The sequence below is a fragment of the Mariniradius saccharolyticus AK6 genome (genome assembly GCF_000330725.2).
In the GTDB taxonomy this organism is placed as follows: Bacteria; Bacteroidota; Bacteroidia; order Cytophagales; family Cyclobacteriaceae; genus Mariniradius; species Mariniradius saccharolyticus.
On sequence record NZ_AMZY02000018.1, the window covers coordinates 36,818 to 55,721 of the forward strand.

General features: G+C 47.7%; 15 protein-coding genes. 6 read left to right on the plus strand and 9 right to left on the minus strand.

From position 1 onward, the window contains the following. Positions 1-288: 288 nt before the first annotated feature. The 6 genes from C943_RS16830 to C943_RS16860 form a co-directional block, all read right to left on the minus strand. Positions 289-468 carry a Lacal_2735 family protein gene (locus tag C943_RS16830; RefSeq protein ID WP_008630246.1) on the minus strand — a complete coding sequence of 60 codons (180 nt, stop codon included), beginning with the start codon at positions 466-468 and terminating at the stop codon, positions 289-291. An 84-nt stretch (positions 469-552) separates the two neighbouring features. Next, positions 553-2,139, minus strand: coding sequence for a toxin-antitoxin system YwqK family antitoxin (locus tag C943_RS16835; protein WP_040481129.1), 1,587 nt, complete (start codon positions 2,137-2,139; stop codon positions 553-555). Positions 2,140-2,780: 641 nt separating this feature from the next. Next, positions 2,781-3,779 (minus strand): 3-oxoacyl-ACP synthase III family protein, encoded by a 999-nt coding sequence (locus C943_RS16845; RefSeq protein ID WP_008630254.1) that lies wholly within the window; start codon positions 3,777-3,779, stop codon positions 2,781-2,783. 131 nt (positions 3,780-3,910) lie between these two features. Continuing rightward, entirely contained in the window at positions 3,911-4,813 is a 903-nt protein-coding gene (locus C943_RS16850) for an MBL fold metallo-hydrolase (protein WP_008630261.1), read from the minus strand. Next, positions 4,813-5,511: an SOS response-associated peptidase gene (locus C943_RS16855; RefSeq protein WP_008630263.1), complete on the minus strand. Its 699-nt coding sequence runs from the start codon at positions 5,509-5,511 to the stop codon at positions 4,813-4,815. The genes C943_RS16850 and C943_RS16855 overlap by 1 nt, the downstream gene beginning before the upstream one ends. A 22-nt stretch (positions 5,512-5,533) precedes the next feature. Further along, entirely contained in the window at positions 5,534-6,493 is a 960-nt protein-coding gene (locus C943_RS16860; protein ID WP_008630265.1) for a YheT family hydrolase, read from the minus strand. A gap of 123 nt (positions 6,494-6,616) precedes the next feature. Between C943_RS16860 and C943_RS16865 the strand changes: the two genes are divergently transcribed. Together C943_RS16865 and hslV are read left to right on the plus strand one after the other, a co-directional pair. Further along, on the plus strand, positions 6,617-8,293 hold the full coding sequence (locus C943_RS16865; protein WP_008630268.1) for a pyruvate dehydrogenase complex dihydrolipoamide acetyltransferase: 1,677 nt from the start codon (positions 6,617-6,619) through the stop codon (positions 8,291-8,293). A 169-nt stretch (positions 8,294-8,462) separates the two neighbouring features. Continuing rightward, complete coding sequence (hslV, locus tag C943_RS16870; protein ID WP_008630278.1) at positions 8,463-9,005, plus strand: ATP-dependent protease subunit HslV; 543 nt, start codon at positions 8,463-8,465, stop codon at positions 9,003-9,005. A 183-nt stretch (positions 9,006-9,188) separates the two neighbouring features. Here hslV and C943_RS16875 read toward each other — a convergent pair whose 3' ends face one another. Then, a complete protein-coding gene (locus C943_RS16875) occupies positions 9,189-9,440 on the minus strand; it encodes a hypothetical protein (RefSeq protein WP_008630279.1) in 252 nt (83 codons plus the stop codon). Positions 9,441-9,752: 312 nt separating this feature from the next. Here C943_RS16875 and C943_RS16880 point away from each other — a divergent pair, with 312 nt between their 5' ends. Together C943_RS16880 and C943_RS16885 are read left to right on the plus strand one after the other, a co-directional pair. Further along, complete coding sequence (locus C943_RS16880; RefSeq protein WP_008630280.1) at positions 9,753-10,418, plus strand: TetR/AcrR family transcriptional regulator; 666 nt, start codon at positions 9,753-9,755, stop codon at positions 10,416-10,418. An 8-nt stretch (positions 10,419-10,426) separates the two neighbouring features. After that, positions 10,427-11,746 (plus strand): ABC1 kinase family protein, encoded by a 1,320-nt coding sequence (locus C943_RS16885; RefSeq protein ID WP_008630281.1) that lies wholly within the window; start codon positions 10,427-10,429, stop codon positions 11,744-11,746. A gap of 572 nt (positions 11,747-12,318) precedes the next feature. Here the strand turns inward: C943_RS16885 and C943_RS16890 are convergent. Next, a complete protein-coding gene (locus C943_RS16890; RefSeq protein WP_040481130.1) occupies positions 12,319-13,278 on the minus strand; it encodes a sugar phosphate isomerase/epimerase family protein in 960 nt (319 codons plus the stop codon). 2 nt (positions 13,279-13,280) lie between these two features. Then, positions 13,281-14,411: a PQQ-dependent sugar dehydrogenase gene (locus C943_RS16895; RefSeq protein ID WP_008630284.1), complete on the minus strand. Its 1,131-nt coding sequence runs from the start codon at positions 14,409-14,411 to the stop codon at positions 13,281-13,283. Positions 14,412-14,678: 267 nt separating this feature from the next. Between C943_RS16895 and C943_RS16900 the strand changes: the two genes are divergently transcribed. Both C943_RS16900 and C943_RS16905 read left to right on the plus strand, forming a co-directional pair. Further along, positions 14,679-16,604: an ABC-F family ATP-binding cassette domain-containing protein gene (locus C943_RS16900; protein ID WP_040481131.1), complete on the plus strand. Its 1,926-nt coding sequence runs from the start codon at positions 14,679-14,681 to the stop codon at positions 16,602-16,604. A gap of 125 nt (positions 16,605-16,729) precedes the next feature. Then, the gene (locus tag C943_RS16905) at positions 16,730-18,565 is read left to right on the plus strand and encodes an alpha/beta hydrolase-fold protein (RefSeq protein WP_008630290.1); all 1,836 of its coding nucleotides are present in this window, start codon (positions 16,730-16,732) and stop codon (positions 18,563-18,565) included. Positions 18,566-18,904: the final 339 nt, after the last annotated feature.

An 18,904-nucleotide genomic window follows, 5' to 3' on the forward strand; every position in this document is an offset into this window, starting at 1 on the left:
ATGTTTTATGAAATATTAAAAATAAAGAATATAAAATCTTATAAAAACGTTTTAGCAAAATAATATTCTAAAAATAGATTTTCAACTCTGGAATTTCAGAATTTTATTTTTGGGGAATGGGCTTCAAAAAATGGACGGAATTGCTTGATTTTTGGCCTGATAGACCATTCATAGCCACCTCCCTTTCATTCAAATCAAAATATGTGCCTAATCGTTTGAATCATGACTTTGTTTCCTTTGCCAAAATATCCCGAAAGTGATATTGGCCAACGGGAAAAAAAAAAGGGACTAGATTCCCTGTCCCTTTCTCGCAATTTCGATTTTTTTGGCGATCTCCTCTGCTTGGGCCATCAGCCGGTCAGATTCCTGCCTGTTGACTTTGGACATTTCAAACGCCTTTTTGAGCAATTCTCTGTGCTTATCCTGAAGCACCTCCAACTCACTTTTTTTCTTGAATAGACCGAACATATTTTCAGATTTTGTAATAATTTTTGGACAATGCTTGCGGTGCTGTTTGCCCAATTATCCGAACCGTTCTTTCAAGAAATTGTTTTATTCAAACCTGAATCCCATTGGATTAACAGGAGTATTCTCCTCTACGATCTCATCCTCGCGGTAATTGATAATTTGTTCGAGACGACCGCTGACATTGTAATATTTCCAAGGCCCCTCTTTCTTGCCTTCTTTCATTTGGCCTTCTGAAGCTTTTTTACCCGTATCGTGGAAATACGTCCAGATCCCATTTGCCTTTCCGTCGACATAATTGCCCTGGGATTCTATGGTTCCAGTAACATAGTAGGTATTTCTGGTGCCGTTTCCGTCCTTTAAGGTTCCTTTATCCAAAGTCCTGCTTCCATCATAGGAAAAATAGTCGCCCACATTCAAAAGTCTTCCATTCGACCAGGATTCCTCTTGGGTAAGTTGCTTATTGTCGTAAAACAATCCCCAAAGTCCATCCTCAAATCCCAGGAAATAGCTTCCGACGGATTTCAATTGTCCTCCATCATAGTAGTAAAACCATTGGCCGTTTTCCAGCCCAAGGCTGTATTCACCTTCAGCAATCAGGATTCCAATTTTGTTGAAGTACTTCCAAAGCCCGGTTTTGAGATCGTTTTTGTATTCTCCGATAGAATAGAGATTGCCCTCCGGAAAATAGCTTTTCCATAAACCGTCCTTCATGCCATTGGTATACTGTCCCTCTACCGAAATCTTTCCGTTGGAGTGGTTTTCTATGTATTGGCCGATAGGCAGGCCCAATTCATAGGTTTTCCTTTTGGCAATCGAGCGGTTGGGGAAAAATTCCTCCCAAACTCCAACCGGGATATCATTTTCGTAGCGTTCGATCCTAGCGATTCGCTTGTTTTCATAGTAGAATTTCCACTCGCCAGTCCTGTTGCCGTCATTATCGTAGTACTTTTCGGATTCAACAATACTGGTCCCCGGGAAATAGGTCAGCCATTGTCCAATTCTGTCTCCGTTGCTAAACTCGCCCTTTTCCTCTACGATCGACTGGAACGAATACCTTGTAAAAGGGCCATGCGGATGGTTATCTTTAAATGAAGTCTGTACCATCAGCTCGCCCGTGATTGCATATTCCAAATAAGGTCCTGATAGATTTCCATTTTCATAATTCTCCACCAATGCCAAATCACCGGTAGGATAGAAAGTGACCCATTTTCCGCTTTTCCTTCCATTCGAATACTGGCCTTCTGTTTTGACTTGGCGGGGGTTGGTAAAATCATCCTGACCCTCACGTCCAAAAAATTCCCTATAAGGCCCCACAGCCAGACTGTCTTTGTAAACCATTTCGATTTTCAGGGCACCCGTTCTGTCGTACTGTCGGTAGATACCATTGAGCCTATTCATCTGGTATTCCGCTTCGATGTGTTTGTTGTTGTTTGGGTAAAAAGAGGTGGCTAATCCCGACCTGACCCCATTGTCAAAGTTGATTGTTTGTATCAGCGCGTTTGTCTTTGGGTTTTGGAATCTCCAAAGGCCTTGCATTGCGCCGTTTCTAAGTACTCCAGTACCCACCAAGGTTGAATCTGAATTATAGATAGAAACAAGGTTAGGAGTATCTTGGGAGAATGCTTGCTGAGATAAAAAGAAGAGGCATAAAACCCCAAAAATATATTTCATAGGATGAAGGAGTGCTATTTTGGATAAATAACGAATGGTTGGGATTGCGGTTCTAAATTAGCTTAAAATGTGAAATTAGGAAAGGTTTAATTATGATTATCCATGATTAACAAAATTTCACGTTTTAAGTCTTCCAGTAGTTTATCGGGGTCTTCCTGCAACGGGATTTCTTTGAAAATTTGAAAAAGTCGCATTGCGGGGCCCTTATCAAGCAAAACCTGATTTTCCAATTTTTTCTTTGTAGACAGTACTTTGGCATATTCCCATGGGTCAGGGTGATCCGAAATGAAAAAATCGACCTGTTTTTGGGAAAACACTTTCGATCTTCGGGGATTCGCTGATCCGACCTGGACAAAAAAATATAAGCCGTGGCCCCACCACTGAAGTATCCTGATATTGAAGCCTGTTTTCGGATCAAAGTCCCTTATCAGGTCCAAAACTTCGTATGGACAGTTTTCGAGGCGATAGCCTTTTGAAACTTTGCTTCCTTTCGCTTGATGATGGAATTCGATCAAACGACTATGTGGGAACTCTTCGGCAAGCCGATGGAATATCTCGACAAAAAGGTCCGATTGGGTTTTGATTAGTTGGAACAGGTGACTGTTGCCGCAGAGGTCAAGGTCAATCCTTCCTTCCATCGCCTACCAGTGCAGCAAGGCGGAGGCCCAGGTAAATCCACTTCCGAATGCTGCTAGGCAGACTAAATCCCCTTCTTTCAGCAATCCTTTTTCAAAAGCCTCGCTCAGTGCAATCGGAATCGTCGCAGCTGTGGTATTTCCTAAGCGCTGAATGTTGTTATAGACCTTTTCATCCGGAAGGCCCAATTTCTGTTGGATATAATTGCTGATGCGGAGGTTCGCTTGGTGGGGCACAAGGAGGTCAATTTCTTCCTTTGATTTGCCGTTGGCATCCAAAGCTTCTTGGATCACTTCTGCGAAGCGCACGACCGCATGCTTGAAGACAGCATTTCCGTTCATTTTAAGGAAAAACTCCCCACTTTCGATCAATTCTGGGGAAATCCGGACTTCTTTGCTGGAACTTGGTCCGATGCAATAGAGCTCTTCGGCATGGGCGCCATCTGCATGAAGGTGTGTTGAAAGGATCCCCTGATGGCCTTCTTCCGCTCTACTTAGGACGGCTGCGCCGGCACCATCCGCAAAAATCACCGCACTCGATCTGCCCTCATCACTTTTGTCCAAGGCTGAAGATTGAATCTCTGCACCAACCACAAGGATATTCTTGTACATCCCCGTCTTGATATATTGGTCTGCGATGGAGAGTGCATAGATAAATCCCGAGCACGCATTCCTGATATCGAGTGCGCCGATGCCGTTCAGACCCAATTCCCTTTGAAGGAGAACCCCATTTCCTGGCAAAAAATAATCCGCGGTAATGGTCGCGAACACGATAAAGTCGATTTCCTTGGTGTCAAGCCCCGATCGTTGGATTGCCATTTCGGCGGCCGCTTTGGACATGCTGGTGACGGTGTCTTTTCCAGGTACAAACCACCTCCTCTCATGGATACCCGTCCTCTCAACGATCCAGTCGTTATTGGTATCCATGATCGTTGAAAGATATTCGTTGGTGATGACGCGTTCCGGTACGTAGTGGCCAATGCCTTTGATGCGCGATTTGTACATGTCAGAAAGTTATTTTGGGAAAAACTGAGTCCAAATTGGTATGCTATGCATACAAATATCTGCCTTCTTTCGGCATTCGCAAAACTTGGGAACCTTATGTGATGAAAAAGAATGATCAACAAAAAATGCCTCTACCTAAGCCTACCCTCTTGCTTGAGCTTCCAGTATCGGTAAAGGCCTGCGACGGACATGAAGCTTGGATTTGCCTTTTCATAAACCTCGATCAAAGCTTCTGAGCATCCCTGTGCTGCCAAAAAATGTCGGGTATAGGAAATGAAATCAGTCACAGCATCTGCTTGGGGTACACCTTGGTCAAAACGTGATTTCATCCATTCTGACCAATCATCCAATATGTATGAAAGCGAATCCAAATGCCAATCCACGTTTTCGATAATTCCAAAATGAGTCAGGAATAGGAAAGAGGGCTTTTCAGCCTTGATTTTCCCAAGAGATGATTTCCATGCTTCGATATGAATGTCCGGAGGCGGGCAGGGGGGTACTACCGGACCATTTTCAATTTTCACACCAGCAATGTCTCCTGTGAATATCGACTCGCCAAGTTTCCAAGCGATGTGGTGAACCGCATGGCCGGGCGTATGAATGGCCTTGAACCGGCAATTCCCGATGTCCAAAACTGCTTCATCTTCCACTTCGATCACCTGATCGCTTGGAATGGATCCGCTTTGCCCCCAAAGCTTTTCCATATCGTCCCCATAATTTTGTGAAGCGGAATTCCAAAGTCGCTCCGGATTGACAAGGTGAACCGCACCGGCAGGATGCACAAAGATCTTCGCCCCGCCTTTGGCCAGCCTCCAAGCGGCCCCTGCATGGTCAAAGTGGATGTGGGTCAAAAGCACGTGCTTGATATCTTCTGGCAGGTATCCAAACTTTGCAAGTTCCTTTTCAAGATTGGCAAACGTGCTATCCGGCCCTGTCTCTATAAGCACGGGCCCGGCGTCTGTTTCAACAAGAAAGGATGCTATTGCCTCTGAAGCGCCTTGGAATCGAAGGTCCAAAATTCTGATGTCTGCCATCAGCCGAATAGGGTGTAATTACCAAATTGATCTGCGGGAGAGCTCTTGCGGATGATCGACGGACTGTCGTTTTGGACTGAATTGACCAAGGGTGAAACAGTGTAGCTCACCAGTTCGTCCCCGCTATGACCTGCAAGGATACTTTTAAGGCTTTGTTCAGAGGTGTATTTGTCCAGCCATTTCTTTTCATCTTCCCGATTTAGGATCAGCGGCATGCGGTCGTGGATCTCAGAGACCAATGGGCTGGGGGCCGTTGTCAAAATCAAAAAAGTATGGTTTGTCTCACCCTTGTCGTTTTCGTATTCCTCCCAAATACCAGCAAAGGCAAACAAGCCTTCATCTGGCCTGGCAAAGCGATAGGGGATTTTGGTTTTCTTGCCAAGTTTTTTCCATTCATAAAATCCATCTGCTGGAATCAGGCAACGCCTGCGCTGGAAAGAGGATTTGAAGGAAACCTTTTCGTGCACCGTTTCAGCTTTCGCGTTGATGAATTGCTGGCTTACGGGCTTGTTTTTGGCAAAATCCGGGGTAATTCCCCAGTAGAAAAATGAAAAACCCTTGGGGCTCTCGGATGTGATCACAGGTACCAGTTGGGAAGGGGCGATGTTGTACCGGGGCTTGAAGTCCACCAACATTTCCGCCTGGAACCTGTCTTCCAATTCAAATTTTTGTTTTCCCAAGGAATATCTGCCGCACATGGTTTCCTATTTTTCTTGAAAATTACTGTTCTCCCGTGATAAATTCAAACGCCCGCTTTTCAGACCAATAGATGTCTTCCTTTTTTCTCGGCGAAAACCCAACATGCCCCCCGTACCTCGGGAAATCCATCCAAACTTGGTCCAGTTGCCTTCCGAGCGAAACGGGGAAACAGCGTTCGCTTAGGAAAGGATCGTTTTGGGCGTTGAGGATCAGCACGGGGATTTCGATGTTTTCAAGAAAATACAGCGAGGAATTCTGCTCATAATAGTCGTGTGCATCCCTAAAGCCATGCAAGGGACCGGTGTAATGATCGTCGAAATCCTGCAAGGTTTTGATTTTTCGAAGGATCCCCGTAGGAATCTCGTTTGGGAAAACCTTGGCTTTTTGGACTACCTTTTCCTTCAGGGTTTTTAGAAAGCGGTTCGCGTATACGATGTTTTCTCCGGTCGAAATCTTCACGCAGCTGCTTTCGAGATGCAGCGGGACCGATATCGCTACGGCTTTTTTGATTTTCGGGCCGCGGTCCCGTTTTTCTCCCAGGTACTTCAGCGTGAGGTTTCCCCCAAGACTAAAACCGACAAGAAAGATATTTGTGTATTCTTTTCCCGCATGTTGGATTACAAAATCCAGATCGTAAGTCGCACCAGAATGGTAGAAAATCGGCTTTCGGTTCAATTCTCCACTGCAGCCCCGAAAGTTCCAGGTGAGCACATCGAAGCCGTTTGTATAAAAATGGCGCGCCATCCCCGACATATAAGGTCTCCTGCTGTTTCCTTCCAAGCCGTGGCTGATGATCACGAGGTCCTGAGATTTTTTGCGTAGCCAGTCCAAATCAAGAAAGTCCCCATCAGGGGTGTCAACACGTTCTCTCTCAAAGGGTAAGGGATGGCTGTCCCGAAATAAGCCTGGCACAATCGTCTGCAAATGGCCATTGAAAAGCCATTTTGGGTACTCGTATTCTGTAGATTTGATGATTGGCATTCCCGAACAAAATCTGGTTTCCCGTGTTTTCAAAACCTGAAAATACTAGGTTTAAATTTGAAATAAGTCATTTTAAGAACTATTTTTGGACTCCTAAAATTTGACCAGGATATACTAAAAAATATGGCCGAGATCATACGAATGCCCAAAATGAGCGACACCATGGAAGAAGGGGTGATTGCAGCGTGGTTGAAAAAAGTTGGAGATACCTTGAAGCCCGGAGATATATTGGCCGAGGTGGAGACCGACAAGGCGACCATGGAATTGGAGTCTTATGAAGAGGGGGTGTTGCTGTACATTGGAGTACAAGAAAAAGATGCCGTAGCTGTCAATGGCGTAATTGCGATCATTGGCAACAAAGGCGAAAATATAGACGCAATCCTAAAGGAAATTGCCGGCGGTGCTCCTGCGCCAAAAATAGAAGCCCAGCCTGAATCCAAACCAGAGCCGGCTAAAGCGGAAGCTGTGCCAGCCGCCAAAGCAACCGAGACTATCGATACCTCTGGTATCAATGCCACGGTCATTACTATGCCTAAAATGAGTGACACCATGACAGAGGGTACCATCGCGGCTTGGTTGAAGAAGGTAGGCGATTCAGTAAAGTCGGGAGATATTTTGGCTGAGGTCGAAACAGACAAGGCCACCATGGAACTCGAGTCTTATGAAGATGGTACCTTGCTTTATATTGGCGTGGAAGCCGGAGATTCTGTCGCCGTAGACGGCGTCATCGCCATCATTGGTGAAAAAGGGGCAGATTATCAGACGCTATTAAAAGCCCACGCAGGCGGCGCAGGTGCTTCCCCAGCGCCTGAGGCGGCAGCGCCCGTGGCAGCCGAACCGGTGGCCCCAGTGGCGGAAGTATCCAAGGCAGCCGCTCCGGTCGTTCAAGAAGTTCATGCAAGTTCCTCAAGCAGTGATAATGGCAGATTGAAAGCTTCTCCGCTCGCCAAAAAGATGGCTGCGGACAAGGGGATTGACATTGCCTTGGTGAAGGGTTCCGGTGAAGGCGGTCGAATTATCAAAAAAGATGTGGAAACCTTCGATCCGGCGTCTGTGAAGGTCGCCGCACCGCAAGTCGCCGCTGCGCCAGCTGTTGCTGCTGCACCTTCCATAGGCCAGGAATCCTTCCGTGAGGAAAAGGTTTCTCAAATGCGCAAAGTAATTGCCAAGCGCTTGGCGGAAAGCAAGTTCACAGCGCCGCATTTCTACCTGACCATGGAAATCATCATGGACAAGGCCATAGAGGCAAGAAACAGCATGAACGAGGTTTCCCCAGTGAAAATCTCTTTCAACGATATGGTCATCAAGGCGGCTGCAGCAGCTTTGCGCCAGCATCCCAAAGTCAATTCATCTTGGCTCGGCGACAAAATCCGCTACAACGACCACATCCATATCGGAATGGCGGTAGCTGTCGAGGAAGGTTTGTTGGTGCCGGTCATCCGTTTTGCTGACAACAAGTCACTTTCCCAAATCTCCAATGAGGCCAAGACATTGGGCGCAAAAGCCAAAAACAAGGAACTCCAACCCAAGGATTGGGAAGGAAATACCTTCACGATCTCAAATTTGGGGATGTTTGGCATCGAAGAGTTCACGGCCATCATCAATCCGCCTGATGCCTGCATCTTGGCAGTCGGCGGAATCAAAGAGACTGTGATCGTGAAAAACGGCCAAATGCAGGTTGGGAATGTCATGAAAGTGACGCTTTCCTGTGACCACAGGGTAGTGGATGGAGCGGTTGGTTCCGCTTTCCTCAAAACCCTCAAAGGTCTCTTGGAAGATCCTGTTAGAATGCTGGTTTAAAAAAAACCTTCATATATGCCAAAAAGTCCTGTTTTCGCAGGACTTTTTGGTTTAGTATGGTTGTTGACGTTGGGAAAAGTTGAAAGGTTAGAATGTTAAAACGTTACGAAGTTGAATGTTACTACGGATGGTCTCACGTCTGGAGTCTCATATCTCACATCTAGAAAATATGGAAAAAATAAAATCAACCACCGTCGTCGCCATCAAACACAACGGAGAAGTGGTCATCGGCGCTGATGGCCAAGCTACCTTGGGCAACACCGTTGCCAAGAGCACAGTCAACAAGATCCGTAAACTACAGGGTGGCAGGATTGTCACGGGTTTTGCGGGATCGACGGCAGATGCATTTACCTTGTTGGACAAATTCGAAGAAAAGCTAGGCGCCTATGGCAACAACATGAAGCGTGCAGCCGTCGAGCTCGCCAAGGAATGGCGAATGGACAGGATGCTTAGCCGCTTGGAGGCCATGATGATCGTCGCGGACAGTCAGGATATTTTGATTATTTCTGGTACGGGTGATGTCATTGAGCCCGACATGGAGATCGCCACCATTGGTTCAGGAAGCATGTATGCCCAATCCGCTGCCCGGGCGCTGAAAAAGTTTGCTCCGCAACTCACGGCTGAGCAGATGGTCCGTGAAAGCCTCGGCATCGCCGCCGACGTCTGCATCTATACCAACCATAATCTGGTTGTAGAAAAAGTGGTGAAGTAGGGACTTCGGATTATGTCGACAGAGATCAGATAGTGAAGGACAGTTGACATGATCTTTGGTTATTAAAGTGATCAACGGGTAGGGTATTGATTTCTGATAAATACTCTCCACTCCCAGATCTGAGAGATAGTTATGTGCCCTGTCAGAAAATCACATCAAAGTATCACTGGGTATCCTTCGGTTTTACTTCAGATTCCGTTCCTTTAGGAGCCTTTTTAGCTCTTCCTTTTCATACTTTGCCCCATTCACTATCTTGTAGATCAGATAAAGCGGTATCAAGGATAAAAATCCCAGGCTATTGTTCATAACGCTGAAAACGATGATGCCAATCAGGAATCCAACCAAAAAGGCATTGGTAATCTGGATTGACTTGAGCTTTTTTGATTCCTTCAATAATTCAGAGTCTGTGAGTTCTGAGAGTGGGCGTTGGGGCATGGGTTATTTTTTTTAATAGCAGAAACCTTATTTGATCTAAAAATAATAAGTCTTGGCTTTTTTTGAAAGGGTCTCGGCTTAGTTTGTGCATTGGGTTCGGTTTTTAGAAATGGAGAGGGGAAAAAGGTGGCGCAGCCGCCCTTTTTCACCTCCGTTTCAGGCCGAGGTAAACCGGTAACCGAGCCGAGTCTAGGTATATTGGAGGGTTTTTTCTGTAGTTTACCTATTTCCCCAAAATCCCACCCAATTTTTCCTGCTTTTCTAAACTTCATACAACCTTTCTAGGTTATGTCTGCAGTTAACAAAACCAACATGGAAAAGACCGCAGCAAAGAAAACTGCCAAATCGGAACCTAAGTCCAAAATCATCGCAGGCTATATCGATTATGTATTGGAGCACGGCAAGGAACCTGCCTCCGTCTACAAATTTGCCAAGGAACTCAAAATGAAAGAGGAGGAGTTTTACGGCTATTTCACCTCTTTTGAAGCGGTCAAATCCGCCGTCTGGGGCCATTTGTTTGACACCACGATCAATAATCTCGAGTCCCAGGAAGTCTACAAGGAATACAGTGCACGGGAAAAGCTACTCGGGTTCCTCTTTACCCTCGTCGAGGAAATGAAGAAAAACCGGTCCTACCTGCTTTCCCAATATGGGGGCAAGCGGGACCTTAAAAACTTGCTTCCCGCCGAAGTCAAGACGTTCCGCAGTAAGTTCAAAGACTTCGCCAATGAGCTGATTTTGGAAGGAAAAGAAACCGAGGAGATTGCCAACCGCCCGGTCATCACCGAGCGCTATGATGAGGCATTGTGGCTTCAGGTATGGTTTGTATTCCAGTTTTGGCTAAAGGACAGCTCGGTCAATTTTGAAAAGACGGACGCTGCCATAGAAAAATCGGTGAACTTGGCCTTTGACCTGATGGGAAAAAGTGCCTTGGATACCTTTTTGGACTTTGCGAAGTTTTTATACCAGAATAAATAAGGAGGAACGTGAAAGCAGGAGTGAAAGAACAACAGCAAATTCCAGTATCGAAAGTACAACGCGCCGCGAAGTTTATCACGACCGGAGCCAAAGTAGGGGGGAATTATGTGCGGCATTATGCCAAAAAGGTCGTGAATCCCTCCCTGACCAAGGAGGAACTGCACCAAAACAACGCGGAAGATATCTACAACAGTCTCAGCGAGTTGAAAGGGTCGGCGCTGAAGGTGGCGCAGATGATGTCCATGGACAAAAATCTATTGCCAAGGGCCTATCAGGATAAGTTTACGATGGCGCAGTATTCCGCGCCACCGCTTTCCTATCCCTTGGTGGTGAAGACGTTTCAGAAGTATTTCGGCAAGACGCCCGAGCAGCTTTTTGAGTCCTTTACCCGCTCTGCGGTCAACGCTGCCTCGATTGGACAAGTCCATCAGGCATCGAAAAGTGGCAAAAAGCTAGCCGTCAAGATCCAATATCCGGGCGTAGCGGACGCTGTAAGTTCGGATTTGAAGTTGGTGCGGCCTTTTGCCTTGCGCCTGCTCAATATGAACGAACGCGAACTTGACCACTATATGGCGGAGGTGGAAGAAAAGCTGCTGGAGGAGACGGATTATTTGTTGGAGGTGAAGCGTTCAAGGGAAATATCCCAAGCTTGCGCGCACCTGACGGATTTGGCTTTTCCGAAGTATTACGACGATATGAGTTCGGACAGGATTATCACCATGGACTGGATTGATGGACTGCATATCAAGGAATGGCTCGATACCAGTCCAAGCCAAGAGGCAAAAAACAGGGTAGGGCAGGCGCTTTGGGACTTTTACCACCACCAAGTCCACAACCTCAAGCAGGTACACGCGGATCCACATCCCGGTAACTTCATTATCCAAACGGACGGAAAGTTGGGAATCATCGACTTTGGTTGTGTAAAGGTGATTCCGGAAGACTTCTACAGTGGGTATTTTTCATTGATCAAAAGGGATCTCCTTATCAATGAAGAGGAGCTCAATGCGATATTTTACGGCCTTGAATTTATCAGTGACAAGGATTCCGAAGAGGAAAAGGCCTATTTCAAGGGTGTGTTCAAGGAAATGATTTCCTTATTGGGCAAACCCTTCCATGTCGAGCGGTTTGACTTTGCGGACGACAGCTACTTTGAGCAGATTTTCCGGTTGGGAGATAGGATTTCCAATGACAAAATGTTCCGCAAATCAAGACAGGCACGTGGTTCCCGCCATGGCTTGTACATCAACAGGACTTACTTTGGTCTTTACAATTTGCTCAATCAGCTACAGGCCAACGTCGATACGACGAAGCCGGAGTGGTTGAAATAGAAAAAGGCCTTTGGACATTCCAAGGGCCTTTTCTTTTTGATTCTTGTTGTTTTTTTGGATAGACTTCTCTTTGTCATTTCGACGAAGGAGAAATCTATGGGGGTTGTTGTTATGATAAGTGTTGATTAGATCCCTCGTTCCTCGGGATGACCAAGTGAGGTTTTCGCCATCGTCCAGGGTTCATTTTTGGATCGGCTTCTGTTTGTCATTTCGACGAAGGAGAAATCCATCGGGAGTATTGATTGGATAAGGGTTGATTAGATCCCTCGGTCCTCGGGATGACCAATTGAAGGTTTCGCCATCGTCCAGGGTTTATTGTTGAGAAAGACTCTCTTTGTCATTTCGACGAAGGAGAAATCCATGGGGAGTATTGTTTCGCTTAGGGTTGATTAGATCCCTCATTCCTCGGGATGACGAAGAGAGGTTTTCGCCATCGTCTAGGGTTCATTGTTGGGAAAACTTCTCTTTGTCATTTCGACGAAGGAGAAATCTTTCGGAAGTCCTAGATGTTCTGGTTGCGTCTCAGACCCCTCGTTCCTCGGGATGACGAAGAGAGGTTTGGTTCCAACTTGCTAAAGCGTTTCCCAAATCCGCTCGATCAATTGCTTGGTGAGCCTGATTCCTTCCGGCTCGGTTTGTTGCATGCCTTCGTACTCGATGTCGATATAGCCCTCAAAACCTGATTCCTTCACGATTCCAAGCATTTTCCCATAATCGATCTTGGTTTGTTCACCCTTTTCGTCGAAGCTGTAGGACTTGGCACTGACACCTTTGGCAAAAGGCAAAAGCGTCCTTACTCCCTCATATCTGTCAAAAACCTCCGCACAATCGTCCGCCTGTGTGCTGCCCCATTTGGCTGAGAGGCACCAATTTCCGAAGTCAGGCAATGTGCCGAGATTGGGGGCATTAAGTTCTTCGATGATGCTTTTGATCCAAAATGGATCCGAGCTGTACAGCCCGTGGTTTTCGATCAATACATGGATATCCGACTCGGCAGCGTAGGAGCAGAGCTTTCCGAGGCTTTGGACCATGGCTTTTCGGACCTCATCCTTTGCGCCTTCCCCAAAGGCGTTGACACGGATGGAATGGCAGCCGAGGATTTTTGCGGCATCCACCCATTTGAAGTGGTTTTCGACAGCTTTTTGGCTTTCGGTATCATTGAGGTTGCCCAAGTCCCCCTCTTCATCGACCATGATCAGCAGGTTTTTGACGCCATGATCTTGGGATTTTTGCAACATTTCCTTCCAAAAGCCCTGGTCGGTGCCCTTTTCCCGATAGAATCCATTCACATACTCCACGGCATCCAAGCCAAATTCGGATTTGGCAATTCTTGCAAAATCAGCCGCATTCAATTCCCCGCTTTGGAAAGTACGGTGCAGGGACCATTGGGCCAAAGACAATCGGAGTGGTTTTGCGGATTCCATGGTGCTGGTGGCGGTTTGAGTAGGGCGGTTACAGGACCAAAGCGAGGGGGCAGCCAAACTGACGGCTGCTCCGATGCCAATTTTTTTCAGTGTTTTGCGTCGATCCATGACTACTTGCCGGAATAGGTGATTTTGTAAATGCAATTGGCCATATCGTCGGAGACCAAAAGGCTGCCGTCGGGCATTTGCAGGACGTCCACCGGTCTGCCCCAGACGTCTTGGGTCTCATTGTTGAGCCAGCCTTCGGCAAAAACCTCCTGCTTCACAACTTTTTGGTTGCCGTCCAAAACTACCCGCGTCAGGTTGTAGCCGCTTTTTTTGCTGCGGTTCCAAGACCCATGTTTGGCAAGGATAATGTTGTTTTGGTAGGACGACGGGAACTGTTTGCCAGTGTAAAAACGCATGCCCAAGGGTGCAGTATGGGCGCCCATCTTGGCAGCGGGAGCAGTATAGGCGGATTGATCTTTTCCCTTGCCGCCAAATTCAGGATCCTTGACATCCCCGGCATGCCAATAGGGGTAGCCGAAATGCATTCCTTTTTTTGGGGCATGGTTGAGTTCGCAATCAGGAATATCGTCGCCCATCATGTCGCGGCCATTGTCCGTAAACCACATTTCCTTGGAGCTTGGATGCCAGGCAAAGCCAACCGTATTGCGTACGCCATGGGCAAAAACTTCCGGTTTGGGCGTCGCGCTCTTGACGTCGATGCGGGTGATGGAGGCGAAGATTTCCTCCGATTCGCAGATATTGCAGGGAGCGCCAACCGGCACATAGAGCAAGCCATCAGGTCCAAAGGCGATAAACTTCCAGCCATGGTGCGCTTTGTCAGGGTATTTGTCGTAGACGACTTCGTAAGTCGGTTTTTCGAGATTTTTCTCGATGTTCCTGAATCGAAGGATCCTGCTGACTTCGGCTACGTACAGGTCGCCATCTTTGAACGCAACGCCATTGGGCATTCTCAGGCCCTCGGCAAGGGTAAACTTCTGGTCGGCTTTTCCGTCGCCGTTGGTGTCCTTGAGCGCATAGACGTTTTTTCCTTGACGGTTGCCCACAAAAATCACCGAGCCGTCGGCGTTCATGGCAAGCGAGCGTGCATCCGGTACATTTTCCGCCCAAACGGAGATAGAGAAGCCCGCCGGCAACTTGATCGTTTCTAGCTTGATGTCGCTTTTGGCGTTGCGCTGTCCATGGCAGGCAATGGTCAAAAGGCTGAGGAGGACGAGGAAGAGGTATTTATTCATGGGTTTAAATTTGGGATTCAAAAAGGTCTCATAAGTCCTCAAATTAGCAAATAGATCATCATTCTCTCACAATTAAGTGTAATGGTGGCCAATAATTTATTTGGCCACGAATACACGAATAGTTTGGTTTTGCTTTTTCTTTTTTTCATTCGCGCATTCGTGGCTTCACCCTGCTTCAATTTTCCCCACCCCAAACCAACCAACCCCCTTCAATCTAATAATCGGCCCCAAACCTAGATGAATGGGGAGAATGGTTATTTTTGCAGCATGTTATCCATCAACAATCTTTCGTACTTTATCGGTGGCAGGGCTTTGTATGAGAATGCCTCCCTGCATATCAAGCCCAAGGACAAAATCGGCCTCGTTGGCCTCAACGGTACTGGCAAGTCGACTTTGCTCAAAATCATCAATGGCGACTACCAACCCAGCGCCGGAGATATCCAAAAGGCCAAAGATTGTACCATCGGATTCCTCAACCAGGATTTGCTTTCTTACCAATCGGACGAAAGCATTCTGGATGTCGCGCTGGCGGCATTCAAGGATACCTTGAGACTTCAGGATGAGATCGACGAAGTGCTCCACCAGATGGAAACTGACCATTCGGAGGCCATCATCAACAAGCTCGCCCGCTTGCAGGACCAATTCGAAGCCAACGAAGGCTACACGATCAAAGCCAAAGCCGAGGAAGTCCTGGAAGGAATCGGCTTCAGCACCGCGGACCTCAAACGCCCACTAAGGACCTTCTCCGGCGGTTGGCGGATGCGGGTGATGCTCGCCAAGCTGCTGCTTGAGAAGCCCGCCCTGCTGATGCTCGACGAACCTACTAACCACCTTGACCTCCCTTCCATCCAATGGGTGGAAAACTACCTGCGCAACTATGAGGGCGCAGTCATCGTGGTTTCCCACGACCAGGAGTTTTTGGACAACTGCGTGTCGACGACCGTGGAAGTGTCCAACGGCAACTTGACGGTCTACGCCGGCAATTATTCCTTCTACCAAGAAGAGAAAAAGGAACGCATGGAAATCCAGCAAAACGCCTACGAAAACCAGCAACAAATGATCAAACAAACGGAGCGCTTTATCGAGCGTTTCCGTGCCAAAGCGACCAAATCCAACCAAGTCCAGTCGCGTATCAAGGCCCTTGACCGACTCGAAAGGGTAGCCGAAGTCGTGGATGACAATATTGCTGTCAATTTCAAGTTCAAATTCAGCCAAAAGTCGGGCCGCGATATCGTGGTCTTGGACCATGTCTCCAAGTCTTATGGGGACTTGGTGATTTTGAAAAATACCTCTGCCCGCATCGAAAGGGGTGATAAAATCGCCCTCATCGGTGCCAATGGCAAGGGTAAATCAACTTTGCTGCGCATCATCGACGGTACCGAACCGATACAAGGCAAGCGCGAACACGGCTACAATGTGATCAAATCCTTCTACGCCCAGCACCAACTGGAGGCGCTCAATGTCGACAACGAGATCCTCGACGAATTGAAGCAGGAGGGAAGTGGCAAGACCGAAATCGAGCTGCGCAATGTCCTCGGCTGCTTTTTGTTTACCAATGACGATGTCTTCAAGAAAATCAAAGTCCTTTCAGGTGGGGAAAAATCGCGGGTTGCTTTGGCCAAAGCCTTGATTTCCGAAGCCAATTTTCTCCTCCTTGATGAACCGACCAACCACCTCGACATGCAGTCGGTCAATATCCTGATACAGGCATTGCAGCAATACGAGGGCACTTTTATCACGGTCAGCCACGATAGACACTTCATCCGTGGCGTCGCCAACAAGATTTGGTACATCGAAAACAACCAAATCAAGGAATACCCGGGCACCTATGAGGAATATACCTATTGGAAATCCCAGCAGGAAGCCAACCAAGTGACCGTCAAAGAACCGCCCAAGGAAAAACCCAACGTCAAAAAGAGGGAAATCTCCCAACAGGAAATCAACCTGACCAAGAAAGAGCTCAAGAAAAAAGAGCAGGAACTGGAGCTGTTGGAGGAGAAAATCAGTACGATCGAGAGCCGCAAAAAAGCCCTTGAGGCAGAAATGGCAGATGAATCGGTCTATGCCGATTCCCAAAAACTCGCCAAAGTAAATGATGCCTATGCGAAGGTAGTGGCCGAGGAAAAAAGCCTCAACGCCACTTGGGAGAGCTTGGTAGAAACCATCAGTTCCCTGCAGGAGAATTTGGCGTAAGCTTTGGGGTTTTTCAAACCAAACCTTGTCCGTACAGCTAGCCAGGGGTAGGATTTTATTTTTCTCTTTCCTATTTTCACAAAGTGAGACAATAAAATTCCAACTGGTCTCCTACCCATTAGCCTATGAAAAAGTTTTTTCTGTTCAGCATCTTGATCTGCCTGGGCGTTTATGCCGCATTTGCCCAAACTGGCACCAAAGAACGCATCAAAGTCCGTAGCGCCGCCCTCGCTGGCAACCTCATCGGGGATCCGGCTGACCGGGACGTGACCGTTTACCTTCCGCCCTCATACCAGGCGAATCCCAACAGGCGCTTTCCGGTGCTGTACATGCTGCATGGCTTTACAGACAACGATTCCCAATGGTTTGGCTGGGAAAACCACTGGATCAACCTCCAAACTGTCATCGAGCAATCCATCGCCGAGGGCCTTTCCAAGGAAATGATCGTGGCGATGCCCAATGCCTACAACCGCTTCAAGGGCAGTATGTACGCGAGTTCGGCGACGATTGGTGACTGGGAAACCTTCGTCACCAAGGAATTGGTTCGGCATATCGACGCCAACTACCGCACGCTTGCCGACAGAAGCAGCCGTGGCTTGGCGGGACACTCCATGGGAGGCTATGGCACCCTACGCTTGGGAATGAAATATCCGGATGTCTATGCGGCGATCTATGCCCTCAGCCCCTGCTGCATGGATGGCGCGGCGAACACCAATGCCGAGTTGATGACCAAATTGGAGGGTTTCACGCTTGACCAATTGCAGACTGCCACGTTTTTTGAAATCGCCACACTTGCCACTTCGGCCGCATTTGCCCCCAATCCACAGAATCCACCTTTTTACTTGGACCTTCCAGCCAAAAACGGCGAACCGCGTCAAGATGTAATCAACAAGATCATTGCCAACCGCACGCTGAATTTTGTGGATCAATACATACCCAATCTCAAAAAACTGAAAGCCATCGCACTCGATGCCGGGCTGCAGGACCGAGGCATCAGCGAGGCGACCAAAAAACTTCACGAAGTGCTGGAATCCTATCAAATCCCGCATTTCTACGAAAGCTATGAGGGCGACCATCTCAACCGGATTGCGGAAAGGATTCGGACAAAGGCACTTCCTTTTTTCTCCAAGAACCTGCTCTTCCAGCCCGAACCCTTTTCTGAAGTCCTTGAAAACGGAGGTACCGGAAGCTATCCCGCCGTCATGGTTTCCGAAGCCTCGCTTCCCACGCACACGGTATTCAAGCCACAGGATCTTTCAAAGTTTGGCGACAAAAACAAGCTTCCCATTATCGCTTGGGGCAATGGCGCTTGCTTCGATTCGCCTTGGGAGCACGTCAATTTCCTGAATGAAGTGGCTTCCCATGGATTCTTGGTCATCGCCATCGGCACCATGCCCAAGCAAACGGAAGTCCGCTCGAAGTCCCAAAAGCTACTCGACGCCATCGACTGGGCCATTGCACAAAACGCCGATCCCAAGAGTCCCTACTACCAAAAGCTGGACACCAAAAAGATCGCCGTGAGCGGGATGTCTTGCGGTGGGCTGCAAACCCTCGAAGTCGCGGGCGATCCAAGGATTACCACGGTTGGCGTATTCAACAGCGGTGTATTGCCCAATCCCGGTGGCGGGATGCCCGGTATGCCCCAAGTGACTAAAGCCCAACTGAACAATATCAAAGTGCCGACGCTCTACCTCTTGGGCGGGAAGTCTGACATCGCCTATGGCAACGGAATGGACGATTTTGCAAGGATCAACCATGTGCCGATTTTCGTCGGCAATCTCGACGTGGGCCACGGCGGCACCTATGGCCAAGCCCATGGAGGCGAATTTGCCCGAGTCGCTACGCATTGGTACAAGTGGCAACTGAAAGGCGACAAGGAAGCAGGAAAGCTCTTTACCGGCAAAACCCCCGGCCTGTCAAAATCCCCGGGATGGGTGGTTGAAAAGAAAAATATGGATTGAGGAAGGTTGATTTCAACCTAAAAGATTGGAGGAAATGTATAGCAGCGTTACTCTAATTGACCTAACCAAAAATGGATGGATAACGATTTAGTGGTTTCAAAAAGAGAGCAATGTCTTCTCTGGACAAATATCCGCAGTCGACATCGGCTCATTATGCCAATCTTACAACATTACAGATTCACAAAATATTCACTTTCTTGATCGTCAATTGATCTCGGATTTTTTGGGATTTCGACTTCATTCCATATCCCGCAGGGCTTGAATACCGACGGTTATTGGCCCCGGATGCCAATCCGGAGGTTTCGAATGATTTGGAAAAATAGTCATTTAAATCCCGAG